This window comes from Peptoniphilus sp. oral taxon 836 str. F0141 (assembly GCF_000179335.1).
GTDB lineage: Bacteria > Bacillota > Clostridia > Tissierellales > Peptoniphilaceae > Peptoniphilus_A > Peptoniphilus_A lacrimalis.
Genome location: NZ_AEAA01000065.1, coordinates 16,248 through 32,922, shown reverse-complemented (window position 1 = coordinate 32,922; position 16,675 = coordinate 16,248). Strand labels below are relative to the sequence as shown.

Annotated in this window: 11 protein-coding genes and 2 pseudogenes; all 13 read left to right on the top strand. The window is 32.3% G+C overall.

What is annotated here, in order from left to right; genetic code table 11:
- Window positions 1-178: pseudogene (locus HMPREF9131_RS08200) on the top strand (copper amine oxidase N-terminal domain-containing protein); the annotation flags it as partial.
- A 14-nt stretch (window positions 179-192) separates the two neighbouring features.
- Window positions 193-1,056 (top strand): CD1107 family mobile element protein, encoded by an 864-nt coding sequence (locus HMPREF9131_RS02690; RefSeq protein WP_009345223.1) that lies wholly within the window; start codon window positions 193-195, stop codon window positions 1,054-1,056.
- A 73-nt stretch (window positions 1,057-1,129) separates the two neighbouring features.
- On the top strand, window positions 1,130-1,741 hold the full coding sequence (locus HMPREF9131_RS02685) for a DUF6088 family protein (protein WP_009345236.1): 612 nt from the start codon (window positions 1,130-1,132) through the stop codon (window positions 1,739-1,741).
- Window positions 1,734-2,717, top strand: coding sequence for a nucleotidyl transferase AbiEii/AbiGii toxin family protein (locus tag HMPREF9131_RS02680; protein ID WP_009345212.1), 984 nt, complete (start codon window positions 1,734-1,736; stop codon window positions 2,715-2,717). The genes HMPREF9131_RS02685 and HMPREF9131_RS02680 overlap by 8 nt, the downstream gene beginning before the upstream one ends.
- 91 nt (window positions 2,718-2,808) lie before the next feature.
- Window positions 2,809-4,530: a DNA topoisomerase 3 gene (locus tag HMPREF9131_RS02675; protein ID WP_009345214.1), complete on the top strand. Its 1,722-nt coding sequence runs from the start codon at window positions 2,809-2,811 to the stop codon at window positions 4,528-4,530.
- Complete coding sequence (locus tag HMPREF9131_RS02670) at window positions 4,523-5,488, top strand: DNA cytosine methyltransferase (RefSeq protein ID WP_009345233.1); 966 nt, start codon at window positions 4,523-4,525, stop codon at window positions 5,486-5,488. Before HMPREF9131_RS02675 ends, HMPREF9131_RS02670 begins: the two co-directional genes overlap by 8 nt.
- Before the next feature lie 749 nt (window positions 5,489-6,237).
- Window positions 6,238-6,693 carry a TnpV protein gene (locus HMPREF9131_RS08935; RefSeq protein WP_350309581.1) on the top strand — a complete coding sequence of 152 codons (456 nt, stop codon included), beginning with the start codon at window positions 6,238-6,240 and terminating at the stop codon, window positions 6,691-6,693.
- Window positions 6,694-6,920: 227 nt separating this feature from the next.
- The gene (locus HMPREF9131_RS02665; RefSeq protein ID WP_369744393.1) at window positions 6,921-13,118 is read left to right on the top strand and encodes a helicase-related protein; all 6,198 of its coding nucleotides are present in this window, start codon (window positions 6,921-6,923) and stop codon (window positions 13,116-13,118) included.
- A 43-nt stretch (window positions 13,119-13,161) separates the two neighbouring features.
- Complete coding sequence (locus HMPREF9131_RS02660) at window positions 13,162-13,818, top strand: hypothetical protein (RefSeq protein WP_009345226.1); 657 nt, start codon at window positions 13,162-13,164, stop codon at window positions 13,816-13,818.
- Window positions 13,819-14,165: 347 nt separating this feature from the next.
- Window positions 14,166-14,375 carry a helix-turn-helix transcriptional regulator gene (locus tag HMPREF9131_RS02655; RefSeq protein WP_036744233.1) on the top strand — a complete coding sequence of 70 codons (210 nt, stop codon included), beginning with the start codon at window positions 14,166-14,168 and terminating at the stop codon, window positions 14,373-14,375.
- Between the two features lie 88 nt (window positions 14,376-14,463).
- Window positions 14,464-14,700, top strand: a pseudogene (locus tag HMPREF9131_RS02650) (type I restriction-modification system subunit M N-terminal domain-containing protein); the annotation flags it as partial.
- A gap of 278 nt (window positions 14,701-14,978) precedes the next feature.
- The gene (gene bsh / locus HMPREF9131_RS02645; RefSeq protein WP_009345209.1) at window positions 14,979-15,956 is read left to right on the top strand and encodes a choloylglycine hydrolase; all 978 of its coding nucleotides are present in this window, start codon (window positions 14,979-14,981) and stop codon (window positions 15,954-15,956) included.
- Window positions 15,957-15,994: 38 nt separating this feature from the next.
- Complete coding sequence (locus HMPREF9131_RS02640; protein WP_009345213.1) at window positions 15,995-16,675, top strand: GTP pyrophosphokinase family protein; 681 nt, start codon at window positions 15,995-15,997, stop codon at window positions 16,673-16,675.

Sequence of the window (16,675 nt, the reverse complement as noted above, 5' to 3'; positions counted from 1 at the left end):
AAAGGTCTACAATTCAGATGTTAAGCCAGTGATTATAAATGGAAGAATTCATGCTTCAATTTCAAACATTGCCAAAGCTTTTGGAGCAAGTCATGGGGATATTAAAGATGGTAAAAACCAAACAATAGAATGGGACAATACTAGAAAAGCAGTCTATGTATTTAAAAATGTAAAATAAGAAAGGATAGAAAAATGAATAAGAGCATTAAACGAGGAGTAGCCATAGCGTTACTCCTTTTTACATTTACAGTACCAGCAACTACATTTGCGATGACAAATGAAGATCAAATAGAAAATCAAAGTGAATCAATCTATGAACCACAAAAAGAAGAATTTGAACAAATGTTGAAAGATGATGTTTTTACACCATCAAAAGAAGAAATTCCTTATCAAGATGTTCCAAGAATACCAGGAAATACAAGTGAAGCAACCAAGCCTTCAAATAATCCTCCAAAGAAAACACCACTTGTAAAAGGTGGTAATACAAAGGCAGTAAATAGTCTAGCAACACAGGAAAATAAGGCAAGAGGTTCAGTAATTGAAAATGTAGATAAGAATGGAGAAGATATTACACCAAGTGGAGATACAGAAAAAGATAAAGAAAATCCAGTAGATGTAAGACAATTTTTAACATTTCAAACTAAAAGTGGAAAAACTATGCACCTAATAGTGGATCACTCATCAAATCAAGATAATGTAAGATTATTAACAGAAGTAGGAGAGCAAGACCTACTTAATATGATTGAATCAGAAGATAAAAATACCATAAAGGTTGAAGAGCCTAAGAAAGAAGAAGTAAAAAAAGAAGAACCTAAGACTGTTCCAGTAAAAGAAGAAAAGAAAAGCGGGATAGGTTCATTTCTTATTGTTGCACTTGTAATTGGAGGAGTTGTAGGAGCAGGATATTATTTTAAGGTAGTTAAAGCAAAAGAAGATAGAATGTTGGAAGACTTTGAAGAAGATGATGAGGATTATATTAGTGAGTCAGAAGATGAATCTGACAACGAAGAAAGTAATGAAGAATCACTAGATGATGATGACGATGAACTATTATAAGAATATTAAATTTAAGTACAATTGAACTTTTGTCCCAGATATGATATGATATTTGGGACAAAGGAGGATTGTAATGAGTTCATATACAGAAAAAATATCAGATAAAATAAATGATTTTGACTCACATAAAGTATTTTTTGCTAATGACTTTTTAGATATTGCTTCTTATGAAACTGCTAGAAAGACATTAAATAGGATGGTAAATGATAGAAAAATTAAACGTGTAATTGATGGCTTTTATTACAATCCAAGATATAGCGAGTTAATTGGAGAGTACGAAGCAGTATCAATTCACGAATTAGCACTTGCTATAGCAAGAAAATACAATTGGAATATTGCACCATATAATAGCACAGCCTTAAACCTATTAGGACTTTCAACACAAGTACCAACACATTATAAATATATATCTAGTGGAAGATATAAAGAATATAAAATTGGGGATACGGTTTTAGAATTTAAAAAAGTAAATCCAGGAGAGATTGCTAATATGTCCCTAAAGACTGCAACAGTTATTCAAGCAATTAAGTCTTTAGGTAAAGAAAAGATAACCAGCGAAGTTATACAAAAAATAAGAGAAAACTTAAGTGAAAAAGAAAGAATAGACTTAATGAACCAAGCAAAATCAGTGCCAGCATGGATATATGAAGTGATAAGGGAAATTTGCGAGGATAAAGATGAATAAGTTTTATATAGGGAACAAGGACGATTTAAGAGTATTAATAGTAAATACAGCCAGAAAGAAAAATATATCTGAAGCAGTCATTGAAAAAGATTATTGGGTTACTTTTATCTTAGATTATCTATTTAATGAAAACAAATGGAGGGAATATTTAACCTTTAAGGGAGGAACATCACTTTCAAAATGCTTTGGACTTATAGAAAGATTTTCTGAAGACATAGATTTAATCTTAGATTGGCGAGTATTAGGTTACGAAGAAAAAGAACCATGGATAGAAAGGTCAAATACCAAACAGGATAAATTCAATAAAGAAGTTAACGAAAAGACAGAAATATTTTTAAAAGATGAATTATTAAAAGTCTTAGAACAAGATTTAAAGAACTTAGGTTTTGAATTTTTTATAGATAGTATAGATCCACAAACAATTCTATGTAAATATCCTAAAATTTTTGAATCTAATTATTTAACACAAAATATAAGACTTGAAATAGGAAGCCTTGCAGCATGGACACCTTCAATTGATGTTGAAGTTTTGCCGATAATTAGCGAAGTCTACCAAAATATATTTAAAGAAAAAACTAATATAAGAACAGTATCAGCAGAGAGAACCTTTTGGGAAAAAGCAACAATTTTACACCACGAAGCAAATAGACCAGAAGCTTCTCCTATGCCCCACAGATATGCAAGACACTTTTATGACCTATATAAAATAGCAAATTCAGATTTTAAAAACAAAGCCTTAGAGGATAAAGAATTACTAAAGAAAGTGACTGAATTTAAAATGAAATTCTACCCTAGAAAGTGGGCAAGGTATGAAGATACATTAAATGGTAGATTGAAGTTAGTTCCAAGAGAGTTTCGATTTTCTGAAATAGAAAAAGATTATAAGGCTATGGCAGAAATGATTTATGGAGACTATCCAAACTTTGAAGAGATTATAAAAGTTCTTCAAGAACTAGAAAAAGAAATTAATAAGTAATAGAATTCTTCCGAAAATAATACGATATTCGGGAGAAATATTTTGAGCGAGAGAGAAATCTTTCGCTCTTTTTTTATTTAAGGAGGTATTAATGAAGTTAGTAATAGCAGAAAAGCCAAGTGTAGCAGTTACAATTGCAAAAGTAATTGGAGCAAGAACAAGAAAAAACGGATATTATGAGGGGAATGGATACATTGTTTCTTGGTGTGTAGGTCATTTAATTCAAATGGCAAGTCCAGATAAGATAGACGAAAAATGGAAGAAATGGACAATAGACACTCTTCCTATAATTCCAGAAGAATATATTTATGAAGTATCTAAAAGCACTAAGAAACAATATGGAGTTTTAAAGAAGCTTTTAAACGATAAGAACATCGACACAGTTATAAATGCTTGTGATGCTGGAAGAGAGGGAGAACTTATTTTTAGGCTTGTATATAATCAAGCTAAATGTAAGAAGAAGATTCAAAGACTTTGGATATCTTCAATGGAAAACAAGGCTATTGAAGATGGCTTTAGAAATCTTAAAAACGGAGAAAACTTTGAAGATTTATATAAATCAGCTAGTGCAAGAGCAATTGCAGATTGGCTGGTGGGAATGAATTTAAGTAGGCTTTATTCTTGCATTTATAAGGAAACATATTCAGTTGGTAGAGTACAAACACCAACTCTATATTTAATAGCTAAAAGAGATAGTGAAATAAACCTATTTAAGAAGCAAAAATATTATACAGTTGACCTATCTTATGAAGGATTGAAACTTGTATCAGATAGAATTGATAAAATTGAAGTTGCAGAACAACTATTAAATCTGCTAGAAGATGAAATAGTTATTACAGAGGTGGAAGATAAAGAAATAAGCACAAAACCAGATAAGCCTTATGATCTCACTTCCTTACAAAGAGAAGCAAATAAATATTTTGGATATTCAGCGAACGATACTTTAAACCTGGCACAAGGTTTGTATGAAAAGAAGTTAATCACATATCCAAGAACAGATAGTAGGTATTTAACCGATGACATGGTTAATACTATGAAAGAATTATTAGAAGGACTTGAAGATGATTTTAAGGTTAATGAATCAAACTTTAAGTCTATTTTTAATTCATCTAAAGTTACAGACCACTATGCGATTATTCCTACTATATCAGGTATTGGAAAAGCTAAAGACTTATCTGACAAAGAAAGTAAAATCTATAATCTAGTTAAGGATAAATTACTTGCTTCGTGTTCGGATAACTTAAAGGAATCTAGTAGAAAAATCAGATATGAATATGACAAGTTTAACTTTAATGCAAGTGGTAAGACTATAATCGATGAAGGTTATGCCAAGTATTTAAAGCCTTATGGGAAGGAAAGACAAGAAAATGAATTACCTGATGTAAAGACTGGAGATAAAATTAAGCTAACTTCTAAAAATATATCGGAAAAATTTACAAAAGCTCCAAGTCATTATAACGAAGATACACTTTTAAAGGCTATGGAGAATGCAGGAGTAGAATCCTTGGATAAAGATATAGAAGTTGAAAGAAAAGGCTTAGGAACACCAGCTACAAGAGCAGGAATTATTGAAAATCTTATCCATAAGGACCTTATAAGAAGAGATAAGAAAAACTTACTTGTAACAGAAAAAGGCAATAGGCTTGTATCGATTGTAGAGGATAAGTTTAAATCAGCAGAAACAACATCTGAATGGGAAATGAAACTTACAAAGATTAGTTCTGGTGAAGTAGATAAAGAAGACTTTTTAAGAGAAATTGAAGATAGTATAAGGGAGCTTGTAGATAGGTACAAGAATAATCTAAATGAATAAGGTAAAAATATTAGAGCTTTTCGGTGGCATAGGTGCTATTAGAAAGGCTTTTATTAATTTAAAGATACCTTATGAAGTAGTTGATTATGTAGAAATAGATAAGGCTTGTGTTAAATCATACAACGCACTTTATGGAGAAGATTATAAAGCAAAATCAGTTGTAGGATATAAAGCACCTAATGAAAATATAGATTTAGTTATGCATGGAAGTCCTTGCCAAGACTTTTCAAGAATTGGCAAAAAGCAAGGAGGTGTAAAAAACTCAGGAACTAGATCAAGCCTACTATTTGAAACAATTAGAATAATTAAAGAAATGAAAGAAAAACCTAAATGGATAATTTGGGAAAATGTAAAGGGAGTCCTTGATAGAAATATGAGGGACTCCTTTTTTATTTATCTAAAAGAACTAGAAGAACTTGGATATGAAAGTAAATATGAAATCTTAAATGCAATGGACTTTGGGATACCTCAAAAAAGAGAAAGGATATTTGTTGTTTCATGTCTTGGAGCAAATAACTTTTCGTTTAATAAATTGGAGAGGAAAGAAACTAGACCACTAAGTGAATTTTTAGAAAAAGATGTAAGTGAACTTTATACTATGACCCAACCTTATATGCTGAAATTTTTAAATAAAGGCATAGATAACAGTTTTAGAGGGCGATTAAAAGTGATTAAAGATTTTTCTTATACTATTTCTACAAAACAGATGAGAGTACCTAATTCTGGAATAATAGATATTGGAAATGGTAAATATAGGTATTTAACAGAAAGAGAATGTTTAAGACTCATGGGGTTTGATGACATTGATATTAACAAACTAGAAGAAGCACATCCAAGAAGAAAAAATTGTACTTCAAGCAAGCTTTATAAGCAGGCCGGCAATTCTATTGTGGTTGATGTTTTAATGGCTATTATAAAAGAAATTCATAGAATGGAGGTAGGAAATGCAAGTAAATGATTTTAAGAATATACAAGAAGCAATAAAGTATGAAGTGTTACAAGATGAAAAAGAGTATTTAAAACTCTTAAAAGTTATAGGTAACAATCAAAAATATGATTTTTCTAGCCAACTAAGTATATATAACAAAGAACCTGAAGCTAGAGCTTGTGCGACTTTTGATATGTGGAAAAAATATTTTGGTCGAGTTGTTATGAGAGGTCAAAAGGGTATTCCAACTTTAGTTGGAAGTGATGTAAATCAAAGAATTTCATATATTTTCGATATTAGTCAGACCACATCAATGGATAGGAATATTAATGAGGTTAGCTTATGGCAGTTTGATCACGAAAATCATAAGGAGGCTTTAAAAGAAATAATAAGAGATTCTTCATTTGAAGCTAGTGATTCACTCAATGAAAATATATTTTCTTTGAGCCGAATTTATGGAGATGAATACATTAATTTGGCACTTGCTGATTTGAGAATAGATATAGAGGATAGACTAAGTTTTGAAAAGTTTATGAGAGACTCAATATCCTATGCGGTAGCTAATAGGTTTAATACAGTTTATCCTATGGATATGGAAAATTTAAAAAATAATTTTTCGAGGATTAATACAATTTCTTTAGAGCAGATAGGTCTTGTAATATCAAGGGTTAGTGAAGATATTATAGATAACACAATAGAAAAATCTAAGGAAATGGATCGTGCTAGGCTGCTGACAGAAAGGGCCGATGCCGACTATAATAAAGATATAGAAAATATAAATGAAGATAGAGGAGGTCAAGATGATTTATATAGACGAGATGATAGGTCAAGAAGTAGAGATGGACGAGTTTTCACAGATGGAAGCGACAGAGGAAATAGCGATGAAAATCGAAGAGAAAACCTTGGACATGATGGAGAGGGATCTGGAATTTATGGAGAGATTCCCGAATCCGACTTACGCAGTTCTAAGACTGTCTTACCTGGTAGGAAGCGAGGACATGGAGAACTGGAAGAAACTTCAGGAAATGTACGAGGAGAAAACACTTTTGAACCATCTGAAGGAAATTCAGAATCAGGCAGTGGACTTTATCAAGAGAGAGAAAGTCAAAATGATGAAAGCACAAGGATTGACAGAGAAGATGAAAAGAGAGAATCCAGAGGAATACCAAGGACAGATGAACAACTTGATGGCAACAGTAAAGAAAATGGCAATCAAGGAATACGTGGAAGCTTAGAAAATGAAATAAGCCAAGAAAAGGAAGCTGATGAAGCTTCTTTTTTTGATGGCAACAACATTCAAAATAGAAAAGACTACTGGATTGTAGAATTTAATGAAAACCACGAATTAGTTCCCGATTATAGTGGGCAGATAGTAACTAAAGACTTAATTAATATCCTAAGACAAAAGGATATAGATGTTAAAGACCATAATCAAACTCTTGGAGAAAATGAATTTGGAGAAATGACAGATGATTATATCGGATATTTCAAATTCTATTTTGACCACTATGTAGACAGAGAAGTTGTCGAGCATTACAGGATTGACCTTGGTGATGGTGAAGAAGTAAATGAGCGTGAATTTTCATATTTAGAAGAACAAGTTGCACTAAGTGAGGAAAAATCATTAAAAGAAGAAACTCAGGAAAAGATAGAGCCTAAATTTAAGATAGGTGATCAGGTTAGATATAAAGATAAGGACTTTACCATTACAGATTTTGATGAACTAAGTGGAGGACTTAAAACTGTCACTATCAGAGACAATATGGAGTATATGGGAGGTATGATTAGGGGTTCGGAAGTAATTCCATATAGAAACGATTCATATCTTGAAGAAATCTTTGAAAATCTAAGTCAAACATCAGAAAAACTAGCAGTAAAGGTTAGTAAGGAATTTATTTTAGAAGATGAGAAGATCTTTGATGGAATTAACTTGATTGAAACTGGAACTAAAGTAGAAATTAATGGGGAAGAATATCCTTTATATAAGGGTGAAACATTTGAAGAAAGTAGAAAGATTGATGACCTTTTAGATAGTGGAAACTATGAGATATACAAATTATCTGAGCATGAAAAACAAATTGAAAGACAAGTAGAACAAGAAAGCTTTATTGATGACCACAATCCTGAAATTGACCAAGTGATGGATAGGTATAATGTCCCAAGACAAGCAGCCGAAAACTTATTGAGGGGAAAAGAAGATTTAAAGAATCTAGGATATGAACCTAATAAGGAAAAGCTAAGTTTTGCTAGAAATTATGACTTAAAAAATCATATCTACTCAGAATACCTAACACCATCAGAAAGGCTAGATAAAAATATCAAAGCTATTAAAATGCTAAAAAGACTTGAAAATGAAAATAGGAGTCCAAGAGAGTATGAACAAGCATATCTGGCTGATTATCTGGGGTGGGGAGGTCTTTCCGATGTCTTCGATGAAGAAAAAGGAGGACAATGGCTTGAAGCAAGAAATATTTTAAAAGAAAATCTAACAAATGAAGAGTATTTGAATGCTAAAGAGTCTACTTTAACATCATTTTATACACCTAGAGAGGTAATGGACGGAATATATAAGACCATAACAGATATGGGATTTAAGACTGGGAATATCCTTGAACCGTCTGCAGGGGTCGGTAATTTTATTGGTAATATGCCAAGTGAAATACAAGGCTCTAAAGTATATGGAGTAGAAAAAGATAGTCTAAGCGGAAGAATAGCAAGAGAGCTTTATCCTGAAGCCAATATTCAAATTAAAGGCTTTGAAGAAACAAACTTCTCAAATAATTTCTTTGACTTGGTAATAGGAAATGTTCCCTTTGGAGATTTTAAAGTTAACGATCGTGAATATAACAGAAATAACTTTCTGATTCACGATTATTTTTTTGCAAAGTCAATAGATAAGGTTAGGAATGGAGGAATTATTGCCTTCATAACATCATCTGGAACTATGGATAAAAAAGATGAATCTGTTAGAAAATATATTAATGCAAGATGTGAGTTTTTAGGAGCTATGAGGCTACCTAATACAACATTTAAAGGACTTGCTGGTACAGAAGTTACTTCAGATATTATTTTCTTAAAGAAGAGAGATTCAGTTATAGAAAGAGATGATGAATGGATTCATCTAGCAACTGATAATAAAGGTTTGACTTACAATAAATACTTTGTAGATAATCCTCAAATGGTATTAGGCGATATGAAAGAAGTATCTGGAAGATTTGGAAATACTATTACTTGTGATGAAAAAGAAAACGTAAATCTAAAAGATTTAATGGATCTTGCAAGTAAGGAAATATCTTCAAATTCAAAATATGAAGAGGTCGAACTATTGGAAGATGAAGAATTAAGTCTTCCAGCAACAGATGACGTTAAAAACTTTTCGTACACTATTATTGACGAAGAAGTCTACCTAAGAGAAAACTCAGTCTTAATTAAGCAGAATATATCAGATAAAAATAAAGAAAAGATAAAAGATTATCTTGATGTAATGAATGCTTTAAAAGATGTAATAGAAAAACAAAAGGACGATTTTTCAGACGAGGAAATAAAAGAGTCACAAGCAAAGTTAAATGAAGTCTATGATAACTTTTCAAAGAAACATGGCTTTATTAACTCCTTATCAAACACTAGAGCCTTAAAGGAAGACTCAAACTTTCCGTTGGTATCATCAATAGAAATACTTGATGATGAGGATAATTTCAAAGCTAAGAGTGATATATTCTCAAAAAGAACAATAACAAGGGCAAAAGTAGTAGACCATGTAGATACTTCCCTTGAAGCCTTAGTCTTATCAGTTTCACAAAAAGGATATGTAGACTTTGAATATATGGAATCTATCACAAGTAAAGATAGGGACACCTTAATTGGTGAACTTGAGGGCGAGATATTTTTAGATATTAAGGATACAGACCTTATAAATAACAGAATGCCCTTTGAAAACTTTGACAATGACGATCCATTTCATTTTTCATATGTATCGGCTGACGAGTATTTAAGTGGCAATATTAGAGAAAAAATTGGCTACCTCAATTCATATATCGGAGAAATTGAAAATGTAATAGATTTAGCACCTTCTGAAAAGAAAGACACATTATTAAACGAGTTAGGTAAACTCAAATATCAAAGAGAAAAATTACAAGAAGTTATGCCCGAAGAACTGACTGCCTCTGATATAAATGTAAGGTTAGGAGCAACTTGGATACCTCAAAAAGTTATAGAAGACTTTACTTTTAATCTTTTAAAAACACCAGGTTATGATAGGTGGAATATAAATGTTAGGTTTTCGCCACACACAAGTGAATGGAACATTGAAGGTAAAAGTGTTGACTCGACTAATGACCTTGCTAATATGACTTATGGTACAAGTAGAGTGAATGCCTATAAGCTAATTGAAAATGCCCTTAATCTAAAAGATACAAAGGTATTTGACCAAGTAATAAATGATGATGGTTCTAAGACTTCTGTATTAAATAAAAAAGAAACTATGCTTGCAAGTCAAAAGCAAGAGCTGATTAAAGAAGAATTTAAGAATTGGATATTTGAAGATCCTGATAGAAGATATAGGTTAGAAAAGATTTATAATGAAAAATTCAACTCAATTAGAAATAGAGAATTTGATGGTTCTAACTTAACTTTTGATGGAATGAATACTGAAATCAGACTACGAGAACATCAGAAAAATGCCATAGCAAGGACTCTTTATGGTGGAAACACACTACTTGCCCATGTAGTAGGAGCAGGAAAAACTTTTGAAATGGTAGCTTCTGCTATGGAGTCTAAAAAGTTAGGACTTGCAAGTAAATCATTATTTGTAGTTCCTAACCATCTAACCACTCAAATTGGTAGAGAGTTTATGCAATTATATCCGTCAGCAAACATTATGGTGGCCGATAAAAAAGACTTTCAACCTAAAAACAGAAAAAGATTTATTGGTAGGATTGCAACGGGAGAATATGACGCAGTCATCATAGGACACTCTCAATTTGAAAAAATACCAATGTCTAAGGAATACCAGGTAAGGCATATACAAGACCAAATAGATGATATAGTTTCCTTCATTGATGAGAATAAAAGAAATAGAGGGGAAAATTTCACAGTAAAACAACTAGAAAAGACAAAGAAGAAACTCTTGGTAAGACTGGAAAAGCTAAACGATGACTTTAAAAAAGATGACGTAATAACCTTTGAAGAGCTAGGAGTAGATAAGTTATTTATAGACGAAGCTCATAATTACAAAAACCTATTCTTGCATACCAAGATGAGAAATGTTGCTGGTATCGGTCAAAGTGAAGCCTTTAAGTCTTCGGATATGTATATGAAATGTAGGTATATGGATGAAATGACAGATGGAAAGGGAGTTGTATTTGCTACTGGTACACCAATATCAAATTCAATGACAGAGCTTTATACCATGCAAAGATATCTTCAATATGACGATTTAAAGGCAAGAGGATTAGAACATTTTGACGCTTGGGCTTCTACTTTTGGAGAAACAGAAAACACCTTTGAATTATCTCCAGAAGGCACAGGATATAGGCAAAAGACAAGATTTTCAAAGTTTTATAACTTGCCAGAGTTGATGAGCATGTTTAAAGAAGTAGCAGATATAAAGACTTCAGATATGTTAAATTTGCCAGTACCAGAAGCAAATTTTGAAGTTATTAAAACAAAACCTACTGAGGAACAAAAAGAAATATTAGAAGCTATTTCAGAAAGAGCTGATGCAGTTAGAAATAACCAAGTAGAGCCAACAGAAGACAATATGTTAAAGATTACAAATGATGGTAAAAAACTTGCCCTAGACCAAAGATTAATAAATCCACTACTTCCAGATGATCCTAATTCAAAGGTAAATGTATGTGTAAAAAACATCTTTTCGATCTGGGATAAGACAAAAGAAAATTCATCGACACAATTAGTATTTTCAGATATGTCTACACCAAAAGGAGATGGAGAATTTAATATCTATGATGATATTAGAAACAAGCTAGTAAATATGGGAATACCGAAAGAAGAAATAGCCTTTATCCACGAAGCAGATACAGACAAACAAAAAGATGAATTGTTCTCTAAGGTTAGAAGAGGAGAAGTAAGAGTATTATTAGGCTCTACTCAAAAAATGGGAGCAGGTACAAATGTACAAAATAAATTAATAGCCTTACACGATTTAGATGTCCCATGGAGACCGTCTGACCTAGAGCAAAGAAGTGGTAGAATTGTTCGCCAAGGTAATGAAAATGATAAGGTAAATATCTTTAGATATGTCACAGAAAACACCTTTGACGCCTATTTATGGCAGACAATAGAAAATAAGCAGAAATTCATATCCCAAATTATGACTTCAAAAACTCCAGTAAGAGTTGCAGAAGATGTTGATGAAGCAAGTCTATCTTATTCAGAAATTAAGGCTTTAGCTACTGGTAATCCTCTGATTAAAGAAAAGATGGACTTAGATAACGAAGTTACAAAACTAAAAATGCTGGAAGCAAACTATAAGTCTAATAAATATAAGCTTGAAGATAAAGTAAATAAAATTTATCCTCAAAGTATTTTAAAAACTGAAATGGAAATACAAGCGGTTAAAGAAGACCTTGCAAGTGTTGAGAAATTAGGAGAAGGAGATAGCAAATTCACTTCAATAAGTCTTGGGACAAATAAAATTTTGGATAAGAAAGAGGCCGGAGAGAAGCTATTAGAAGAAATAAAAAAGGTAAAGATAAATGATAGCAAGGTCATTGGTAAATATAGAAATTTAGACTTACAAGTTTCATATAACTTTATGACTAATGCTCACACCTTTAAACTTCTAGGAAAAGCAGAATACTTCGGAGAATTTTCAAACTCTACTGATGGTAATATAACAAGACTGGATAATGCCATTGAAAAAATGCCTTCAAGGCTTGAAAGATTAAATCAAAATCTTGAAAACTATAAAGAATCTTTAGAAAATGCCAAAGTAGAATTAACTAAACCATTTGAAAAAGCAGATGAGTTAAGGGATAAGACACTAAGACTAGCTGAAATTAATAAACTTTTAGATATGGGAGAAGTAGAAGAATTAGAAAACCAATCACCATTATTAGAAGATTTAAAGAGGGCGATAGTTGATTATTCCAACTACGAGTTTTCAGAATCTAATAGCTATGAAGATTTTGACAAATTATATCCCGATTTAAGCCATATAGGACTTGCCTATACAGAAACACCTGATGGAAAGCACTCTATTCAATATGAGGTAAATTTGGAAGAAAAAACATGGACTCAGTATGTAGATAATGTAGCTATTAGAACAGAATCTTTTGTAGAAGAAGATATATCTAACTCACAAGCTCTTAAAGATATGACCGAAGCTATAAAGATGTCTAGTTTTGATGATCTGGTATCAGTAGATGAAGAAGATTTAAAACAAGCTCTAGGACTAGAAATAGATGATGACGGAAACTTCTATGATCCACTAGCAAAAGATCTTGATAATGACGGAATACCAGATAGGTATGACAATGATTTTAAAGATAGTGATTACTTTGAATCAACTTATGATGTAGAGGATAATCTTCACGTAAGGGAAGAGAAACCATCGATATTGGGACAAATTTCAAAATTCAAATCTGAAGAAGAAAAAGATAAAAATCAAGAAAAAAACGAAAAAGGACAAGAAAGATAGTGGAGGGCGAAAGGCTCTCCTTATTTAGTACAAGGAGGAAATTATGGAATACAAAGATATTAGAGAAAATTTAGAAGAAATGATAAATGATAACTACAAGGATTTTATAAAAGCACTTGTGAGTATAGAAAAGGGTGTTAATGATGAAAAGGCACTTGAAGAAGTCTATGTTATATATATGAACAATGACACAACAGGTCTATTAAATGATGACTTTGACTATATGATTGATGATATGAAAGAACAAGGTAAGATTGTTGAAAATACCAATGAACTTGAAGAAAAAGACAATCTCATAAATCTCGTGGGTAATATAGCAGGCAAAGTAGAAAATCTTGAAAGAGAAAATGCAAATGGAGAAAAGTTTAAAGTAAGTAATTTTTCAATTGTTTCAAAAGATGATGATGGGAATAAAGTTTATACCAATTGTTCAGCCTATGGAGATAAGACAAAAGATTTAGAGAATCTTAAACAAGGAGATTTTGTTAAAATATTTGGACAAGTAAAAACAAGTATTGATAACAAAGGAAAAGAACATAAGAATGTCCGTATTTTATCTTCCAAGCTCTTAAAAGCAAAAGAACAAGTAAAGAGTCAAGATAAGGATAAAAAGTCTATATTAGGGCAAATAAAAAGCTTTAAGACAGACGAAAAAGCTAAGTCGAATAAGAAAGACCATAGCAAAGGTACAGAGAGATAAATATCGGCAGTCTCTGGGCTGCCTTTATTTTTGGCAGATGATGTTCAAAGGGGATTGGGGATGCTTCCCCAACAAGCAAATTTGCGAAGATTGCACCGAAGGGAAAATCGAGAAAATGAGTGAACCTGTACAGGTTTACACTGCTTGCCAATTTGCAAGACCCCAAAATTCCGCTTCTTGATGCTCTAAAAGCCTTGCCACTTCAAAAAATCAGATAATTCTTTGGAATGAGAAAATAAAATATAGTGATAGCTCACTTTCTTGTTGAGTTTACCTATTTGCGTGCTATAATTATAAGTACAGGTACTTTTTGAATGAAATATCTGGAAGAAAGGAATGGTGAAATGATGGTTGTCAGCTATAAGAGACTATGGAAGCTATTGATTGACCGAGATATGAAGAAAAAAGATTTGGCTGAACAGGCAAATCTGAGTAACTATACCATCAACAAAATGCATCGAGGTGAGAATGTAACTACGGATACGCTCGTAAAAATCTGTTCTGTCCTGGGATGCACATTTGACGATATTATGGAAATAGTTCCGGACGAAAAGTAATATGTCCGTTTTATGGGATAGCCTCTTTAGTAGAATATAAGCTGAAGAAGCATAACTACAATAAACTGTTAGAGTGGAGGAATCGGAAATGGCTGAAAAGAACAATGCCAACATTGGCTTTGAAAAACAAATTTGGGATGCTGCCTGCGTGTTATGGGGACATATCCCTGCCGCTGAATATAGAAAGGTAATCATTGGACTGATTTTCCTTCGCTATATTTCCAGTGCATTTGAAAGAAAATATAACGAGCTTGTTGCAGAGGGCGAAGGTTTTGAAGAAGATCGTGACGAGTATTTGGGCGAGAATATTTTCTTCGTTCCGGAGAACACATTACAGAGCTTGGCTTGAATAATTCGTTAACCAAGCTTCTGCAAGCAGGCGATATTATTATTTCAGCCAGTGGAACAGTAGGAGAAATTGCAACAATACCGTTCCCTACCTGGCTTGAAAAACTGATGGAGAAATAATCTAGGAAAATAGTTTAAAGTTTACATGTTATGATCATGTATGAAGTTGGAACAAAATAAAAGAATTGTGCTATAATATTGTTAAAGAAAAAAACTCATTGACATATTTCAATCTATTTAGGAGGATAAACGATCATGTGTACAGCAGCAACTTATAAAACAAAAGATTTTTACTTTGGACGAACCCTCGATTATGAATACTCTTATGGTGATCAGATAGTAATTACACCACGTAATTATGTGTTTAATTTTCGCCATGTTGACGATATGAAAAATCATTATGCAATTATTGGAATGGCTCATGTTGCAGAGGATTATCCTTTGTATTATGATGCTATGAATGAAAAAGGAGTGGCAATGGCAGGACTGAATTTTGTCGGAAATGCTGTTTATGCCGCGATTAAGCCAGATGTGGAAAATATTGCACAGTTTGAATTTATTCCATGGATTTTAAGTCAGTGTTCTTCTTTAGTTGAAGTTCGCGAGCTTCTTGAACGAATTAATATTGTTAATACTCCTTTCAGCGAGCAATTCCCATTAGCACAATTACACTGGATCATTTCTGATGAGAATGAGTCAATTACGGTAGAATCTATGTCAGATGGTTTACATATTTATGACAATCCAGTAGGAGTGCTTACGAATAATCCGCCATTTCCACAGCAGATGTTTCAACTAAATAATTATATGTATTTATCTCCTAAACAGCCCAGAAATACTTTCTGCGAAAATTTGGCTCTTGATGCATATAGTAGAGGTATGGGAGGATTAGGTCTTCCGGGAGATCTCTCATCTTCCTCACGCTTTGTACGTGTAGCTTTTACAAAGGTAAATGCAATTTCAGGTGAATCAGAGGAAGAAAGCGTTAGCCAATTCTTCCACATTCTCGGATCTGTGGATCAGCAACGAGGATGTTGCGAAGTAGCGGATGGAAAATATGAAATCACATTGTATACGTCGTGTTGTAATGTTACAAAAGGTATTTATTATTACAATACTTATGAAAACCATCAGATCAGTGCAGTAGATATGCATGTAGAAAATCTGGATAGTGATAAAATGATTTGTTATCCAGTAATTCAAGGAGAACGAATCAACTATCAAAATAGATAATGTTTTGAAATCAGGGATGAGGTAGAAAGGAAAGTTCCATGACAAAAGATGAAGTAAAAAAACTCAGGATGGACAGTCCGGAATCACTACAGTTTTTAAATAATGCTACAAAATTTTATAATTTAATGATGATGTATCGTTGTGCTATTCGGGAGATACAAACTAAACTTGAGGTTTTGGATGATGAATTTTCAGCTGAGAACAATCGAAATCCTATTTCTTTTATAAAAACAAGAATTAAGAAGCCCAATAGTATTTACGATAAACTGCAGAAGATGGGATATGAATTTACAACAGAAAATATACAGACATATCTCAATGATGTAGCAGGCGTTCGAATAGTTTGTGCGTTTATTGACGATATTTATATGATATCAGATTTGATTACCCAACAGGATGATATTAAAGTTATTGAAATAAAAGATTATATAAAAAATCCAAAATCGAATGGTTATCGAAGCTATCATATGATTGTTGAAATACCAGTATTTTTTGCTAAGGGTAAAACACCTATGCGTGTAGAATTACAGATTCGAACCAATGGTATGGATTTCTGGGCAACATTGGAACATCAACTTCGCTATAAAAAAGGAATTGAGGAAATGCCTGGCTATAATGAGATAAGTGAAGAATTATTTCATTCTGCAAGAGCTATCATTGAAGCAGATAATGAAATGCAGAGAATAAAAGACAAAATTGGTATGTTCCACGAAATTTAG